The sequence below is a fragment of the Xanthomonas sp. NCPPB 4467 genome (assembly GCF_041475665.2).
Taxonomy (GTDB): Bacteria; Pseudomonadota; Gammaproteobacteria; order Xanthomonadales; family Xanthomonadaceae; genus Xanthomonas; species Xanthomonas dyei.
In genome coordinates this window covers 3124811-3141684 of sequence record NZ_CM191260.1, presented here as the reverse complement: position 1 = coordinate 3141684, position 16874 = coordinate 3124811, and the positions used below count along the sequence as shown (strand labels likewise).

Sequence of the window (16874 nt, the reverse complement as noted above, 5' to 3'; positions counted from 1 at the left end):
TCTCATCTGTCGTTCCATCACCACGCTTTTCAAAGGGAGGAGTTTCATGAAACACACCATGCGCGCTCTGGCGCTCGCTTCGATCGCCGCTCTGGCGGTCACCGCCTGCAAGAAAGAAGAGCCGGCGCCGACCGCCGCTGCCGCCCCGGCAGCGCTGAAGGCCCCGGCCAAGGACGACAACGCCGGCTGGAAGAAGTACCTGCAGGAAGTGGTCGGCCAGAACCTGGGCGCCACCACCAACAGCCCGTTCCTGTACTACTTGCCGCCGGAGTCCGATGCCGAGTTCGCCGGCAGCTACGAGCGTCAGCTGGAAAGCGTCAAGACCGCGCTGGCACGTGGCGTGCAGCCGGGCAACATGCTGGCCTTCGGTTCGTCCGCCTCCACCAAGATGGCCGACCTGATCGAGGCCGCGTTCAAGGACGTGCAGCCGGATTCGATGAAGGGCGTGCGCGTGTTGTTCATCGGCGATGCCGCCGAGAATGCGCGCGTGCAGACCATCGTCCAGCCCAAGGGCGCGGAATACACCTTCGTTGAAGCCAAGTAATGCCGTACCAGGCCGGATGCGCGGGAGGGCGCACCCGGCCCCGGCGTGCGGAGCCAGCAGCATGCTGACTTCGCACGGCACCGGAGCCGGCCGTGTCAGGCCGATGTCCGACAGCGCCCACGGCGTTGTCCCCTGGTTGATTCGCGCCATGTGCGCCCGCCTGCAGCAGTACGTTGCGTTCCAGCGCCTGCAGTTGAACCGCGCTGCCCCGCATCGCATGGTGTCGTTGATATGTCGCTGAAAATCAACGAGCTCTGCGTCAACTGCGACGTCTGCGAACCGGCATGCCCGAATCAGGCGATCTCGATGGGCGAAACCATCTACGTGATCGATCCGGCACGCTGTACCGAGTGCGTGGGCCATTTCGACGAGGCGCAATGCGTGGTGGTGTGCCCGGTCGAGTGCATCGACCCGGATCCGGACATTCCGGAAACCCACGATCAATTGCTGGCCAAGCTCATGCAGCTGCAGCGCGATCACCCCGAACTGTACGAACAGGAGCCTCCCGTCCCGTGAGCACTTTCTCCCGACGTTTTTCGACACGCGGCCTGCTGTTGCTGGCCTTGGTGCTGGCACCGCCGGCCTGGTCCGCCGATGGCGCCAAGCCTTCCGCCGGCGCGCCCGCTGCGGTCGCCGCGCATCCGCCCGGTGCGGCGGTGGCCAGCGGCCATGCATTGGCCACCGATGCCGGGCTGCAGATCCTGCGCGAGGGCGGCAACGCGTTCGATGCGGCCATTGCGGTGTCGTCCACGCTGGCAGTGGTCGAGCCGATCAGCTCGGGCCTGGGCGGCGGTGGTTTTTTTCTGCTGCACGATGCCAAGACCGGCAAGGACGTGATGCTGGACGCGCGCGAATACGCGCCCGAATCGGCCACGTCGGAAAAATTCCTCAACAAACAGGGCGAACTGGACCGCGACCGCTCGGTCAACGGGCCGTGGTCGGCCGGCATTCCCGGTCTGCCCGCCGCGCTGGTGGAGCTGGCATCCAAGCACGGCCGGCTGCCGCTCAAGCAATCGCTGGCGCCGGCAATCCGCATCGCCACCGACGGCTTCCCGGTGTATGCGCGCATGGCCAAGGGTTACGCCTCGCGGCGCGAGGTGATGGAGCGCTATCCCGGAACGCGTGAAGTGTATTTGCGCGGCGGAAAACCCATTGCCGAAGGCGACACCTTCAAGCAACCCGAGTTGGCGCACACCTTGCAGCTGCTCGGCGACAAGGGTTTCGACGGGTTCTACAAGGGCGAGACCGCCAAGAAGCTGATCGCCGGCGTCAAGCAGGCGGGCGGTCATTGGACTGCGGCGGAGCTGGCCGGTTACACGGTGAAAGAGCGCACGCCGATCCAGTTCGATTATCGCGGCTGGACCATCACCACCGCGCCGCCGCCGTCCTCGGGTGGTATTGCGCTGGCAGCCATGCTGCAGATTCTGGAAGGCTGGGACTTGAACAAGCTCGATGACGTGCATCGCACGCATCTGGTGGTGGAATCGATGCGCCGTGCCTACCGCGACCGCACGTTCTTTCTGGGCGACCCGGACTTTGTGGACGTGCCGCAGCGCGTGCTGACCAGCAAGGATTACGCGCAAGGCCTGCGTGCCACCATCAACCCGGAAAAGGCCACGCCCAGCGATCTGTTGTCGGGCAACCCCACGCCGCTGGAAGACGACGAGACCACGCACTTTTCCATCATCGATGGCGAAGGCAATCGCGTCGGCGCCACCCAGACCGTCAACCTGCTGTACGGCTCGGGCCTGATCCCCAAGGGCACCGGCGTGCTGCTCAACGACGAGATGGACGACTTTGCGCTCAAGCCGGGCACGCCGAACGCCTTTGGCGTGATGGGCTACGCGGCCAACGCCCCCAAGCCGGGCAAGCGCATGCTCAGCTCGATGACGCCCACCTTCATGGAATCTGCCGATAAGGCGATCGTGCTGGGCACACCGGGCGGCAGCCGCATCATCACCATGGTATTGCTGGGCATCCTGGGTTACGACGCAGGGCTGGATGCGCAGGCGGTCAGCGCGTTGCCGCGCTATCACCACCAGTGGCTGCCGGATGTCATCGATGCCGAAACCGACGCGTTCTCACCTGCGACCGCCAAGGGCCTGCAGGCGATGGGCCACGCGCTCAAACTGCCCGGCGATACTGCAGAAGGCGGGCGCGGGTCCAGCCATGTGTGGGGCAACCTGCAGACCGTGGAATGGGACAAGCGCAGCAATGTGCTCAGCGGCGGTAGCGACCCGCGTAACCCGGTGGGCAAGGCGCAGGTGCAGTTGGATGCGCAGAACGCTTCGAGCGCTGCTGCAAAATGATCCGAGTGCAGATGGCAGGCTAGCGCCTGCCTTCTGCGTTTTATGACGTGCCATGACAGCGATCAGCATTAGAGCGGGCTAGCAACGCAACCTGGCAAGCAGTCGTTGGGTGGGTGCGCATGGCGTGCTCGTAACCGGAACGCACGAGTGGGACACGCCGCACCGAGCACCGGCCGCGCCCGCCCCGCGGCTGCACGGCAGCTGTGTTAGCTGCTCTAGTTCAGTAGTCCGTAATAATGTCCATCCTTGGCTTGATAGACGGTATAGGTGTCGTCGTAGTCGTCGTCGCCTTTCTTTTTATCGACGACGCTGTCGACCAGGCGCACTACCAGCTTGCCGTCCAGTAGATAGACGTCCGGATTCGTATTGCCGGCGAGGAACGGCTTCCAGCGTGTCATTCCACGTTGTTTGGCTTGGTGCTGCTCAGGGTCCAGTGAGCCAGGTGCGATTGGTTTTTTGTTGCTGTCGATGATGTTCATTGGGTTGTCCTTTAAGGCCATGGAATGAAAGGGCGTCGCTCGCTGCATTCGTGGCGGATGCAGTGCATCGAGGCCAAGCCACGTTAGCTGGCGATGGACAAGCGGGATTGGCCTAAACGAGTGCAATTGCAGACGATTCGATGGGATATTGGAGATGCTCCCGTCGTGGATGCCGCTGACCCGAACGCGGGCCGGTCAATCCGGTGCAATCACTGAAAGACTGCGACATGGCTGGCAGTACGTTGCAACGGAAAATACGATCCCGGCTGACCCGTGTGATTCGGTTGGGCCGGCCCCCTTCTGTCGCAGAGAAATAGGTCGCCGGTTGGCGAGTTCATTCGCTGATGCGATGCAACGGCTGGCGTGATGTGGCTCAGTTGCGGCCGCCTTCGGTAGGGTCGGGCTTGTCGTGGCGTTGCAGTGCGGCCACCATGGCGTATGAAAAATTTCTCCGCTTTGTTGACCGCCGCTGCGCTGATACTTCCATCGACCGCCTGTACCGCCGAGTCCGTTTCGGATGGCGCTGGCGGCTCCATCCACGTCAATCAACTCGGCTATCTGCCAGGCTCGGCCAAGTTGGCGGTGGTCGGGTTGCCACAGGGCGCGGCGCCAGGCGCGGACCGTTTCACGGTCGAAGATGCGCAGGGCCGCACGGTGCTGAAAGGCACGTTGCAACCGCCAGCGCTGTGGTCGCCGGCCGGGCAGCAGGCGCGGGTGGCGGATTTCTCCAGCGTGCGTGCGCCGGGCACCTACCGGTTGAAGATCGATGGGTTGCCGGCCTCGGATGCATTCCCGATCGATGCGCATGCGTATCAGCCGGTGGTCGATGCCTCGCTCAAGGCGTTCTATTTCAATCGCGCCAGCACCGCGTTGCCGGCGCAGTTCGCCGGGCGCTATGCGCGTGCGGCCGGGCATCCGGACACGCAGGTACGCATCCACCCATCCGCGGCATCGGCCACGCGTCCGGCCGATAGCGTGATCAGTGCACCCAAGGGCTGGTACGACGCCGGCGATTACAACAAGTACATCGTCAACTCCGGCATCAGCACTTACACCTTGCTGGCGGCCTATGAGCACTACCCGGCGCTGTTCAAGGCGCAGGCCCTGACCATCCCCAACGACGCGCCCGGCGTCCCCGGCATCCTGCAGGAAACCTGGTGGAATCTGGAATGGATGCTGGCCATGCAGGACCCGGCCGATGGTGGCGTGTACCACAAGCTCACCGACAAGCAGTTCGACGGTCTGGTAATGCCCGATCAGGCCAAGCAGCAACGCTACGTGGTGATGAAGGCCACGGCGGCCACGCTGGATTTTGCAGCGGTAATGGCAGCGGCCAGCCGTGTGTATGCGCCGTTCGAAAAGCAGTATCCGGGTGTGTCGGCGCGCATGTTGAAGGCGGCGCGTCATGCCTGGAGCTGGGCGCAGCAGCATCCGGATGTGATCTATCGCCAGCCCGACGATGTGCGGACCGGCGGCTATGACGATGCGCAGGTCGACGACGAATTCGCGTGGGCGGCGGCGGAGTTGTATGTCACCACCCGCGAGGATAGTTTCTACGATGCGATGCTGGCGCGCAACGTGCCGGCCAGCGTGCCGGGCTGGAGCAATTTGGGCGGGCTGGCGTGGATGTCGCTGGCCGCGCACCGCGACACGCTGACCGCGCATGCGGATCGTGCGCGCATCACGGCTGAGATCACCGGTCTGGCGCAGCAGTTGACCGAGCAATGGCAGGCATCGCCGTGGCGCCTGGCCATGACCGACAAGGATTTCGTCTGGGGCAGTAATTCCGCCGTACTCAACCGCGCGATGATGCTGTTGCAGGGCTATCGCCTGACCCAACAACGGACGACGCTGGATGCCGCGCAATCGCATCTGGATTACATCCTGGGGCGTAATCCGCTGGGGTTGTCGTTCGTCACCGGAGTAGGCCAGCGCACGCCGATGCATATCCACCATCGCCCCTCGGAGGCCGACGGCATCGACGCGCCGGTGCCGGGTTGGTTGGCCGGCGGCCCGCAGCCGGGCCAGCAGGACGCCAAGGACTGCAAGGTGGCGTATCCGTCCACGTTGCCGGCGCTGTCGTATCTGGATAACGCCTGCAGTTACGCGAGCAATGAAGTCGCCATCAACTGGAATGCGCCGCTGGTGTATGTGAGTGCGGCCATCGAGGCCTCGACGCGCTGATGGATGCCTGAGGTTTCTAGCAAGCTGCACGATCAGGCCGCAGCTCTATCACTGTATTTAGTGGCTATCTCAGGCGCGTGCGCAGGGGGGGCTGTCCCTTCTCCCCTCGGGAGAAGGTGGCCCAAAGGGCCGGATGAGGGGCGCCTCAGCAACCTGCCGATGCCTGGAATGACAAACGCGTCGCTACGCGCCGGCAGCGGTGAATCGCCTACGTCCTCGCTGACGTAGCCTCACCTCAACCCCCACTGCGCCCCCTGGCCCGCGCTTGCAGCGCGGGCGCTCCAAAGCGCGCGCGCCAATGGCGCGCAAGCGGAGCCTTCTCGCCGAGGGGAGAGGGGCTTCAAGCCGCCGATTCCCTCACCAGCGCTGTTGCAGTGCGATCGGCGATCGTCCAGCGCGCATCAGCTTTTGATCTGTCCGATGAAGAGACTCACTCCACCCGCGTTCCGAAAATCCGGTCGCCCGCATCGCCCAGGCCGGGCAGGATGTAGCCCTTTTCGTTGAGGTGGTCGTCGATGGCTGCGGTGTAGACCTCCACGTCCGGGTGCACGGCTTCCAGCGCTTTCAGGCCTTCCGGCGCGGCGACCAGGAAGATGCCCTTGATGCGGCGGGCGCCGGCGCGCTTGAGCATGTCGATGGTGGCGATCAAGGTGCCGCCGGTGGCCAGCATGGGGTCCAGGATCAGCGCGTCGCGTTCTTCCAGGCGGCCGGTCAGGCGTTCGAAGTAGGGCACCGGTTGCAGGGTTTCTTCGTCGCGTTGCAGGCCGACCACACTGACGCGCGCGGCGGGGATCAGTGCCAGTACGCCTGGCAGCATGCCTAAGCCGGCGCGCAGGATCGGCACCAGGGTGATCTTGGCACCGGCAATGCGCTGCACGTTCACCGGGCCGGCCCAGCCTTGTTGCACATGCGATTCGGTGTCCAGATTGGCCGTGGCCTCGTAGGCCAGCAGGGTACCCAGCTCGGTGACCAGTTCGCGAAAGCCCTTGGTGCTCAAGGCGGCATCGCGCAGCAGGCCGATTTTGTGCTGGACGAGAGGGTGGCGGACTTCGACGATTTTCATGGGCAGCGACAGACGGGAGAGGCGCACAGTGTGCCGCAGCCATGCGTGGCGCTGCCACACATCGGGTGTGATCGGGCTTGCATATGTCATGTCGGTGAAACGTCGTAGACATAGTGTGTGCACCCATTCTTAACCGATTGGGGAAGCACTCGTGTTGAACAAGACTCCGCTCTGCCTGGCGATCACGCTGACGCTGGCAACCGCCGGCTGGGGCCCGCAGGCACAGGCGGCAGAGGCTGCTGCTGCATCCGGCGCAGCCAGCGGTGCGGCGGCCATCGATCTGGAGCGGCTGGAAGTGCGCCCGCAGCTGGAAGCGCAGGAGCGCGCAGTCGATCTCAAACGCGCGTCCGATGCGATCCAGGATGCAGTGGCCTCCGATGCGATGGGCCGTTACCCCGACAAGAATGTTGCAGAATCCTTGCAGCGCCTGCCCGGCGTCAGCGTCACCCGCGATCAGGGCGAAGGCCGCTTTGTGGTGATCCGCGGCCTGGATTCGTCGCTCAACAGCGTGACCATCGACGGCATGAGCATGGGCACGCCCGAAGACGGCACGCGCTCGGCACCGCTGGATGTGATTCCGTCCGATTCCACCGAGCGCTTGAAAGTGGTGAAGTCGCCCACGCCGGACATGCCGGGCGATTCGATCGGCGGCGCCATCCAGGTGGAATCCACCTCTGCGTTCGATCGCGACGGGCGCACGCTGCGCGGTTCGATCGAAGGCAGCCATCAGTCGTTGTCGGGCAAGACCAGCCCCAAGGGCGCGTTCAATTACAGCGACATCTACAACGGCACCTTCGGTGTGGCGGTGGGTGTGAACTATCAGGACCGCGAGTTCGAATCGGACAACACAGAAGTGGCGTACGACAGCTTCGACGGTGGCGCTGCCGATGACCTGTTTGCCGGCGAAGTGCAGCGCCGCAAGTACTTCATCGAGCGCACCCGCATGGGCGCCAACCTCAATCTGGACTGGCGCCCGGATGCCGACAACCGTTACTACCTGCGCTCGCTGTACAGCCGTTTCGACGATGCCGAAACGCGCCAGCGCACCATCTTCGGCCTGGCCGATGGGCAGGTAAGCGCCAACGGCGATGGCACCTACAACGTGGCCGATCTACCGGCAGACAGCATCGCCAAGCGCGTGCGCTACCGCACCAAGAAGGAAGACAACACGGCGATCAGTTTCGGCGGCGAAAACCGCCTGAGCAGCGCCACGCTCGATTACAAGGTGGGCTACACCAAGACCACCGAGCGGGTGAACGATGAGATGGAAGCGCGCTTCGACTACGACGGCGACGACCTGTCGGCCACCGTGGATCAGCGCAGTGGCATCCCGCGGCTGGGTTTCTCCGATAACGGATGGCAGAGCAACCAGGACTTCGTGTTCGACCGCTTCGTGCTGGCGCCCAAGACGGTGGACGACAGCGAGCACAGCGCGCAGGTCAATGTGCGCTTCGACGGCGAACATTCCAGCCTGAAGATGGGTGTGCTCGGTCGCTGGCGCGAACGCGATGTGGACGTCAACGAACAGGAGCTGCGGCGCGGCCCGGCGATCGATCTGAGCAGCTGGACCACCGCCGCACCGGAGCACCGTGGCGGCACCTTGGGCGAAAGCATCGGCTCGGACGGCATGCGCCGCTACTGGCGGGCGTCGGGCGGTCTGTACAGCGCACGTCCGCAGGATGTGGGCGGCAATGTGCAGACCTCTCTGCAGGACGATTACATCGCGAGCGAAGACGTGTTCGCCACGTATGCGATGGGCACCTGGGATATCGGGGCGTTGCGCATGATTGCCGGCGTCCGCGTGGAGAACACCCAGTTCAACGCCACCGGTAATCAGGTGGACGTGGCCGAAAACGGCCGCACCGCCACGGTAACGCCGCGCCAAGCTTCCAGCAGCTACACCAATGTGTTGCCGGGCCTGCACCTGCGTTACGACAGCGGCAACGATTGGGTGTTGCGGTTTGCAGCCAACAAGACCTTGTCGCGTCCATCGTTCGGCGATGTGTCGCCACGGGTGAGCATCAACCGCGGCGATGAAGACGTGAGCATCGGCAACCCGGACCTCAACCCGTATCGTTCCACCAATCTGGATCTGTCGTTCGAAAAATACATCGGCAGCACCGGGCTGGTGTCGCTGGGCGTGTTCAACAAGTCGATCGACGATTACATCGTGCAGACCATCAGCACCACCGATGCCGAATTTCCTGGCCTGCAGGTGACGCGCTCGATCAATGGCGACACCGCCAAGGTGCGCGGCGCCGAGTTCAATTGGCAGCAGACGCTGGATTTTCTGCCCGAAGGCTGGAACGGCGTGTTGGTCGGTGCCAGCGCTACCGCCCTGGACAGCGACTTCGACCCGGGCCTGAGCAATCGCGCCGGCGACGACTTCATGCTGCCGCGCTCGTCCAAGCGCATCTACAGCGGCCATCTGGGTTACGAAAAATACGGCTTCAGCGCACGTGTGGCGGCGGTGTATCGCAGCGAATATCTGGACACCATCGGCCAGAGCCGCGCGTACGATATCTATGTCGCCCCGCACACCCAGCTGGATGTCAGCATGAGTTATCAGTTCAACAGCCACGTCAGCCTGTATCTGGAAGCGCAGAACCTGCTGGATGAACCCTTGGAGCTGTACCAGGGCGTGCCCTCGCGCACGCTGCAGAACGAAGAATACGGCCGCACCTATGCGCTGGGCCTGAAGGTGGCGCTGTGATGCGGACCGGCGTATTGCTGCACTCCACACTGCTTGCGAGCGCGTTGCTGTTGGCAGGCTGTGCGACCAAGCCGGTCGACCGCGAAGCCGACGAAGCGCTGCTCACCGACCCCATGCTCAGCGAGGCGAAGGTGGCGCATGAAGTGGTGCCGGAAGCCTTCATCACCGCATTGACGCCGTCCGACAATCTGGATTCGCCGGCCAGCTGGATCGCGCCCGACGGCCGCCGTTGGGTGATCGCCACGGCCAAGGCCACGCATGCGCTGGTGGTATTCGATGGCGACAGCGGCAAGCGGCTGCGCGTGGTCGGCGGCAAGGGCAAGGCGCTGGGCAAGCTGGATCGGCCCAACGGGATTTCGGTGGTCGATGATCTGGTGTTCGTGGTCGAGCGCGACAACCGCCGCGTGCAGGTGTTTTCGCTGCCGGAGTTCAAACCGCTGACCGCGTTCGGCCAGGACGACTTGCGCGAGCCTTACGGATTGTGGGTGCGCAAGCATGACGGCGGTTACGAGGTGGTGGTCAGCGACAACTACATGTCGCCGGCCAACAAGGACCAGCCGCCGCCGCTGGCCGAGCTGGGCCAACGCTTCCGTCGTTATCAGTTGAATGCGGCAGGGCAGGGCTGGCAGTCACGGCTGACGCAGAGTTTTGGCGACACCACCGAAGCCGGTGCGGTGCGCATCGCCGAATCGGTGTTTGGCGATGAGGCCAATGCGCGGCTGCTGATTGCCGAAGAAGATGTGGCGGTGGGCACGCAGTTGCGCGAGTACGGCATGGACGGGCGCTATCGCGGGCGCGATGTGGGCGCCGGGCTGTTCAAGGCGCAGGCCGAGGGTTTGACCTTGCTGCAGTGCGCCGATGGCAGCGGCTACTGGATCGCCACCGATCAGTTCAAGGATCGCAGCGTGTTCCAGGTGTTCGATCGCAAGACGCTGGCGCACGTGGGCGCCTTCGCCGGCCGCGTCACCGCCAATACCGATGGCGTGTGGCTGGATCAACGCGGCGATGCGCGCTTCCCCGGCGGCGTGTTCTACGCGCTGCACGACGACCAGGCGGTGGCCGCGTTCGATTGGCGCGACATCGCACGCACTCTGCGCCTGAAGGACTGCGCACCATGAGCACCGCGCGTACCGCGTGCTACGCAGCGCTGTCGTTGATGGCACTTGCCGGCAGCCACGCGCTGGCCGCCGAGCGCACTGCCGAGCCGAATACGCAGGTGCCGGCCGGGTCCACCCATTACGTGGCCGACGGCTTCCCGGACCGCATCGTCGCCACGCCCGCGCAGGACGCTGCGACCGGTTTCGCGGTCGCCTGGCGCACCGATGCCAGCGTCGATCAGCCGTGGCTGGAGCTGGTGATCGCCGGCGATTCGCCCGACGTCGGCACGCCGCGGCGCATCCGCGCCAGCACCGCCACGCTGAGCAGCGAAAATGGCAGCTCGCACCATCATCGCGCCGACATCGACGGCCTCAAGCCCGACACGCTGTACGCCTACCGTGTGCAGGGTCATGACACCTGGGGCGCGTGGAATCACTTCCGCACCGCGGCCACGGCGCAGACACCGCTGACGCTGCTGTATTTCGGCGACACCCAGAACAAGAATCTCAGCCTGGTGTCGCGGGTGATCCGCCAGGCCTGGCGCTCGGCGCCGGATGCGCGGCTGGCGCTGTTTGCCGGCGATCTGGTCAGCGGCAAGGACGGCCAGGACGACAACGAATGGGCCGAGTGGTTCGAAGCCGGGCGCTGGTTGCTGGAAGGCACCGCAGTGGCGCCGGCACCGGGCAATCACGAGTACCACGAAGAGGGCGATGAGACCCCGCAGGCCACCCGCACCCTGGGCAGCCATTGGCCGGTAACCTTCGCGCTGCCGCGGAACGGGCCGTCGGCCACGGCGCGCACCAGCTACTGGTTCGACTACCAGGGCGTGCGCATCGCCGTGCTCGATGGCACCTCGGTGCTGGACCTGGGCACCGGGCCGGCGCAGGCGCAATGGCTGGACAAGGTGCTGGCCGACAATCCGCACCCCTGGTCGATCGTGCTGATCCATCAGCCGTTCTTTTCGCCGCGCGCCGATCGCGAGAACGAAAAATTGGTCGAGCAGGTCTTGCCGGTGATCCGCCGGCACAAGGTGGATCTGGTGCTGCAAGGGCATGACCACACCTACGGCCGGCGCGGCGACCAGGCCGGGCAGGCCACGCCGGTCTTCGTGGTGTCGGTCGCCGGGCCCAAGCAGTACCGGCTCTCGGACATGGCGCGCAAGACCATGCGCCCGGTGGGCGAAGACACCCAGCTGTATCAGGTGCTGCGCATCGACAACCAGCAGTTGGTCTACGAATCGCGCACCGCCACCGGCCGCCTGTACGACGCGTTCGAACTGCAGCGCGACGCGCACGGCGCCAAGCGACTGATCGAGCACGAGCAAGGGCGCATCGCGCCACGCGATTGCCCGCGCAACGCCACGCTCAAGGGCCGTGCGGACCGTTGCTGGGAGTGAGCCGGGCAGGGCGCAAGAACGGGGGATGACGCATAGCGGTTGCGCAATCTCGAAGATGGCGCAGCTGCCCCGACGACGTGCAAGGCGTGGATGCCGCATCTCTGCATCTTGCACGTGTTTGAAGGAGTGTTGCTGCAACAGCTGTTGCGACAACTATGACAAGACGACGAAAGGTTGAATCAGCGATTCAATATGATTTATCCGTCGTTTCAAAACTTCGCAAAGCCATAGGTTTTATAGATGAAGTGTAGGTTGGATTATTAGGTAATGTGAATTACATCACATCGATACTGCGACTACGGTTGCTGCGGCCAAGTCGCCGACCGAGTACCCCGATTCGATGCGGTGCTGCGGTGACGGCTCTGGCTCCCCCAGCCCACCGAGTCGCCCCCCATGATTCCCCAACTCATTCACCTGACCGCACCCACCAAGCACTTGCTGTGGGAGGAGCGCCGGGTTTGCGATCGCTTGCAGCGTCTGTTGCCCGGATGGACCTGTCACGTCTGGGACGATGCCGACAACTCTGAACTGATGCGACGTGCGTTTCCCCAGTTTGCCGAGCGCTACGAGCGCATCCGTTTTGGCGTGATGAAAGCGGACATCGCGCGCTGTGCGTACATGCACGCGCATGGCGGTTTCTACTTCGACACCGACTACAAGCTGCTGCGTCCGCTCGGTGCGGACGTGCTGTCGCAGCAATGCGTGCTGCCCATCGAGGAAGGCGCGCCCGGCAACGACGACTTCAAGATCGGCAATGCCGTCTTTGGCTCCGAAGCGGGGCATCCGTTCTGGGGCGCGTTCATCGCGCACATTTTCAACGTGCATGCACCGGAAACGCTGGAAGACCATCGCGAGATTCCGATGATCTCCGGCCCGCGCGGACTCACCCGCTTCTACAACGCACATGGGGCGCGGTTCGCCGGCATCGTGTTCCCGCCGCGCAACGCCTTCCATCCGGATCGCACCTGGTTCGGGCTTGGCCATCGTGGCGGCCAGATCGCCGTCGGCTCGCACTTGTGCTGGGCGTCGTGGCGCGGCAAATCGCCACACCGTGCGGTGACCAATTATCTGCGCCGCAAGTTGAGTGCGGTGCCGATCTGATCCGCGCTTGGATTGTGGTGACACGGCCATCGACCCGGGCGAAGGCGGCGCAGGTCGAGGTTGTGCAGCCGGTTCGCACAGCACGTTGCTAGCGATTCATGCAAGCGAACGCTTGCACGCCAGATTGGCTTCGCATTGCGCCTTGCAGTTGTCGTGCGAGGGGCGATGGATGGGATGAGAGGCGGGCTTGGCCACCGCCTTGCATCTGCTTGAACGCGGTCGATGCCTTGCGCAACGACCGCCGGTGCCGACCAAGCTGCCAAACCGAACAGCCCGTCGCAGGCGGCAACTCCAATGATGCACCGGCTGCACTCGCGCAGCCGATGCATCATCGCTCGGCGCGGATCAGGCGGCCTCGGCCTGCACCTGGCGCGGGCCTTCCTTCAACGCGCGTGCGATCAGGCCGACCAGCAGGTCCAGCTCGTCTTCGTCCATCGCAAAGTGCGGCGTGAAGCGCAGCGAGTTCTCGCCGCCGTGGATCACGTTGACGCCGCGATGGCGCAGCCACTCTTCAGTGGAGCCGGCGCCATAGCACTTGAACTGCGGCGCCAGTTCGCAGGAAAACAGCAGCCCGGTGCCTTGCACCTTGGTGATCAGGCCGCCCAGTTCGGACTGCAGCGCCTGCAGCTTGGCAATCGCCTGTGCGCCGCGGGTGCGGATGTTGTCGCGCACTGCAGGCGTGAACAACGCCAGCGTGGCGCAGGCGACATCGAGCGCGCGCGGGTTGGTGGTCATGGTGTTGCCGTAGGTGCCCTTGCGGTAGACCTGCGCGGCGTGCTCGGTCACCGCCAGCACCGACAACGGGTATTGGGCGGCGTTGAGCGCCTTGGAATAGGTCTCCAGGTCCGGCGGATCGAGCTGCTCGAAGCCGGGGTAGTCCACCACCGATAGCACGCCGTGCGCGCGCAGGCCGGCCTGGATGGAATCCACCAGCAGCAGGCTGCCGTGCGAACGGGTGAGCGCGCGTGCGGCGGCGTAGAACTCGGCCGGCAGCGCACGCCCCGGGTCGCCTTCGCCCATTACCGGTTCCAGGAATACCGCTTCGATAAACCAGTGGTTGCGCACGGCTTCTTCGAAGGCGCGCTCCAGGGCGGCCACGTCGTAGGGCGCGATCGCAATCACCGAATCTTCGTCGCGGTAGCTGGCCAGATACTTGGTGTAGGTCTTGCGGCTGGAATCCGAATACAGCCCCGGTCGGTCGGTGCGGCCATGGAAGCTGCCCTTGACCACCAGGCGCTTGATGGTGGCCCCGGCATGCCGCGCGCCCGGGTCGGTGTGGAGCTTGGCGTTGGTATCGACGATGCGCGCGGCCAGGCCCACCGCTTCGGAGCCGGAGTTGAGACACATGAAACGGGCGAACGGGCAGCCGCCGCGGGTGTGACCGATCTCGGCGCGCAGGGCGCGGTCCAGCCGGCGCTGCGCCAGGCTGGGGGTCATCACATTGGCCATCACCTGCGGGCGTGCCATCGCCTCCAGCACCGGCTCCGGGGTGTGGCCGAAGCCCAGCATGCCGTAGCCGCCGGCGTCGTAGAGCACCGCGCCCTTGAGCGTGATCACCCACGGCCCACGCGCAGCCAGCGCCACGTAAGGTGTCACCGCATCGTCGGCGTAGAAGTTGATGAAGCCGTCCTGCACGGCGGCGATCTGCGCGTCTTCGTCCAGATCGAGCAGGTCGGCAGCGTCATCGCGCACCTGCGCGTATTCGGCGGCGGCGGCGTCGATGGCGTGGGCCAGATCCGGGTGGTTGGCGGCCAGACGCACGATGGCGGCATCGTCCAGGCCATCGGTCAGGCGGCGGCCGGCGTGGGCACGCAGCGGGGCGAGCGGGGCGAGGACGGACATGGCGCATCTCCTGCATTGACGTTGTTCTTCCTATTATCGGCAGACGATCGGCGTTTGGCAGCGTGAATTTAGGCGTGATGTACGGTATTTTCGTCGATTCGCCGAACCGAATGCGCATTGTGAAGATCACCCCGTCCGACGAACGCCTGTTGTCGCTGCTGCGCGAGGACGCGCGTGCGTCCACTGCGCAGATCGCGCGCCGGCTCGGCTTGTCGCGCACCACGGTGCAAAGCCGCATCGAAAAGCTCGAACGCGATGGCGTGATCAGCGGTTACACCGTGCGCACCCACGACGACTACGAACAGGGCCGCATCCGCGCGCACATCCTGATCACCGTGCTGCCCAAGAAGATGCCGGCCGTGGTCAAGGCCTTGCGCGACATCGCCGAGGTGCGCCTCCTGCACTCGGTCAGCGGCGCCTACGACCTGATCGCGCTGGGCGTGGTCGGTGGCGTCAACGAGATGGACGTGCTCACCGATGCGATCGGCGCGATCGACGGGGTGGAGCGCACCACGACCTCGATCATCCTGTCGACCAAGTTCGAGCGGTGAATGGGGAATCGGGAATCGGGAATCGCAAAAGCGGGCTGGCTTGTGTCGTCCGCGTTCCGGCCTGCTGATCCTACTCTTACGAACCCCCAATCCCGAATCTCTACTCCCGGCCGCGCAAGCCGAGTCTGTCGATGATGTTGGAGCGGTGAAGGGCGGGGAATGGGGAATCGGGAATGGGGAATCGCAAAAGCGGGCTGGCTTGTGTCGTCCGCGTTCCGGCCTGCTGATCCTACTCTTACGAACCCCCAATCCCGAATCTCCACTCCCGGCCGCCCAAGCCGAGTCTGTCGATGATGTTGGAGCGGTGAGGGGCGGGGAATCGGAATTGGGAATCGTGAGAGCTTGATCCGGTGACCGGAACTTATGTCGCGCAGACAAGCCCGCTTTTACGATTCCCCATTCCCGACTCTCCATTCCCGGCCGCAGTTACAATGTCTGGCTACTCAGCCAACATATCCTGCGGCCTTGAAGAAGTCCGATTTCAACTATTCGCTCCCCGACGAGCTGATCGCCCAGGCGCCGCTGGCCGAGCGTGCGGCCAGCCGTCTGCTGGTGGTACCCAAAGCGCCTGCAGACTTCAGCGACCGCCAGGTGCGCGATATGCCCGAGCTGTTGCAGCCGGGCGATCTGCTGATCTTCAACGACACCCGCGTGATCCCGGCACGGCTGTTCGGGCAGAAGGCCAGCGGCGGGCGGGTGGAAATCCTGATCGAGCGCCTGCTGGGCGAACGCGAGGCGCGGGTGCAGATCGGCGCGAGCAAGTCGCCCAAGGCCGGCAGCCTGATCGCGCTCGACGCCGGTGGCCAGGCCGAAGTGCTGGGGCGCGACGGCGAGTTCTATCTGCTGCGCTTCGAGATCCCGTTGCCGCTGGAGCAGTGGCTGCCCGAGGCCGGCCGCCTGCCGCTGCCGCCCTACATCCGCCGTGAGCCGGGGCTGGAAGACCGCGAGCGCTACCAGACCGTGTTCGCGCGCGAGGTCGGTGCGGTCGCCGCGCCCACCGCTGGCCTGCATTTCGACGAAGCGTTGCTGGCGCGCTTGCGCGAGCGCGGGGTCGAGTTCGGCCACGTCACGCTGCATGTCGGCGCCGGCACGTTTCAGCCGGTGCGGGTGGATGCGCTCGACCAGCACGTGATGCATAAAGAGTGGCTCAACGTCGGTGCCGCGCTGGTGGAGCAGGTGCGTCGCACGCGTGCCCGTGGCGGCCGCGTCATTGCCGTGGGCACCACGGTGGTGCGCTCGCTGGAAAGCGCCTGGCGCACCACCTATGCCGCACCCGATGGCGAACTGCTGCCGTTTGCCGGCGAAACCCAGATCTTCATCCTGCCTGGCTACCGCATCCGCAGCGTCGATGCGATGGTCACCAACTTCCATTTGCCCGAAAGCACGCTGCTGATGATGGTCTCCGCCTTCGCCGGCCGCGAGCGCATCTTCGCCGCCTACGCGCACGCCATCGCACAGCGCTATCGCTTTTTCTCCTACGGCGATGCGATGTTGTTGTGGGGCAGGGACTGGGGAATCGGGAATGGGGAATCGTAAGGCGCGTCCGCCGAACGATCAGCCACCTGCCAACCGCTCTTCCGATTCCCCAATCCCG

At 64.8% G+C, this 16874-nt stretch carries 13 protein-coding genes; 10 read left to right on the top strand and 3 right to left on the bottom strand.

Annotation, left to right across the window (positions count from 1 at the left end; translation table 11 throughout):
• The first annotated feature begins 46 nt into the window (after positions 1-46).
• From ACCQ06_RS13870 to ggt, 3 genes are all read left to right on the top strand, one after another.
• The gene (locus tag ACCQ06_RS13870) at positions 47-544 is read left to right on the top strand and encodes a hypothetical protein (RefSeq protein WP_170068679.1); all 498 of its coding nucleotides are present in this window, start codon (positions 47-49) and stop codon (positions 542-544) included.
• Positions 545-775: 231 nt separating this feature from the next.
• Positions 776-1060, top strand: coding sequence for a YfhL family 4Fe-4S dicluster ferredoxin (locus ACCQ06_RS13865; RefSeq protein WP_104612443.1), 285 nt, complete (start codon positions 776-778; stop codon positions 1058-1060).
• Positions 1057-2853, top strand: coding sequence for a gamma-glutamyltransferase (ggt, locus tag ACCQ06_RS13860; RefSeq protein ID WP_316686462.1), 1797 nt, complete (start codon positions 1057-1059; stop codon positions 2851-2853). Before ACCQ06_RS13865 ends, ggt begins: the two co-directional genes overlap by 4 nt.
• Before the next feature lie 215 nt (positions 2854-3068).
• Here the strand turns inward: ggt and ACCQ06_RS13855 are convergent, their stop codons facing one another.
• Entirely contained in the window at positions 3069-3332 is a 264-nt protein-coding gene (locus tag ACCQ06_RS13855) for a hypothetical protein (protein ID WP_104616581.1), read from the bottom strand.
• A 438-nt stretch (positions 3333-3770) separates the two neighbouring features.
• On the opposite strand from ACCQ06_RS13855, the gene ACCQ06_RS13850 reads away from it, so the two are divergent.
• A complete protein-coding gene (locus tag ACCQ06_RS13850) occupies positions 3771-5516 on the top strand; it encodes a glycoside hydrolase family 9 protein (RefSeq protein WP_316686459.1) in 1746 nt (581 codons plus the stop codon).
• Positions 5517-5946: 430 nt separating this feature from the next.
• Here ACCQ06_RS13850 and upp read toward each other — a convergent pair whose 3' ends face one another.
• Positions 5947-6579: a uracil phosphoribosyltransferase gene (gene upp / locus ACCQ06_RS13845; RefSeq protein WP_104616614.1), complete on the bottom strand. Its 633-nt coding sequence runs from the start codon at positions 6577-6579 to the stop codon at positions 5947-5949.
• Positions 6580-6730: 151 nt separating this feature from the next.
• Here upp and ACCQ06_RS13840 point away from each other — a divergent pair, with 151 nt between their 5' ends.
• The 4 genes from ACCQ06_RS13840 to ACCQ06_RS13825 all read left to right on the top strand — a co-directional run bounded on the left by ACCQ06_RS13840 (position 6731) and on the right by ACCQ06_RS13825 (position 12887).
• The gene (locus ACCQ06_RS13840; protein ID WP_316686454.1) at positions 6731-9292 is read left to right on the top strand and encodes a TonB-dependent receptor; all 2562 of its coding nucleotides are present in this window, start codon (positions 6731-6733) and stop codon (positions 9290-9292) included.
• Complete coding sequence (locus tag ACCQ06_RS13835) at positions 9292-10410, top strand: phytase (RefSeq protein WP_316686453.1); 1119 nt, start codon at positions 9292-9294, stop codon at positions 10408-10410. The genes ACCQ06_RS13840 and ACCQ06_RS13835 overlap by 1 nt, the downstream gene beginning before the upstream one ends.
• Positions 10407-11786 carry a purple acid phosphatase family protein gene (locus ACCQ06_RS13830; RefSeq protein ID WP_228325519.1) on the top strand — a complete coding sequence of 460 codons (1380 nt, stop codon included), beginning with the start codon at positions 10407-10409 and terminating at the stop codon, positions 11784-11786. Before ACCQ06_RS13835 ends, ACCQ06_RS13830 begins: the two co-directional genes overlap by 4 nt.
• Positions 11787-12179: 393 nt before the next feature.
• Complete coding sequence (locus ACCQ06_RS13825; protein WP_316686450.1) at positions 12180-12887, top strand: glycosyltransferase family 32 protein; 708 nt, start codon at positions 12180-12182, stop codon at positions 12885-12887.
• Positions 12888-13232: 345 nt separating this feature from the next.
• Here ACCQ06_RS13825 and ACCQ06_RS13820 read toward each other — a convergent pair whose 3' ends face one another.
• Positions 13233-14729 carry an aminotransferase class III-fold pyridoxal phosphate-dependent enzyme gene (locus ACCQ06_RS13820; RefSeq protein WP_316686448.1) on the bottom strand — a complete coding sequence of 499 codons (1497 nt, stop codon included), beginning with the start codon at positions 14727-14729 and terminating at the stop codon, positions 13233-13235.
• A gap of 119 nt (positions 14730-14848) precedes the next feature.
• On the opposite strand from ACCQ06_RS13820, the gene ACCQ06_RS13815 reads away from it, so the two are divergent.
• On the top strand, positions 14849-15280 hold the full coding sequence (locus ACCQ06_RS13815; RefSeq protein WP_055852282.1) for an Lrp/AsnC family transcriptional regulator: 432 nt from the start codon (positions 14849-14851) through the stop codon (positions 15278-15280).
• A gap of 465 nt (positions 15281-15745) precedes the next feature.
• Complete coding sequence (queA, locus tag ACCQ06_RS13810) at positions 15746-16816, top strand: tRNA preQ1(34) S-adenosylmethionine ribosyltransferase-isomerase QueA (protein ID WP_316686445.1); 1071 nt, start codon at positions 15746-15748, stop codon at positions 16814-16816.
• Positions 16817-16874: the final 58 nt, after the last annotated feature.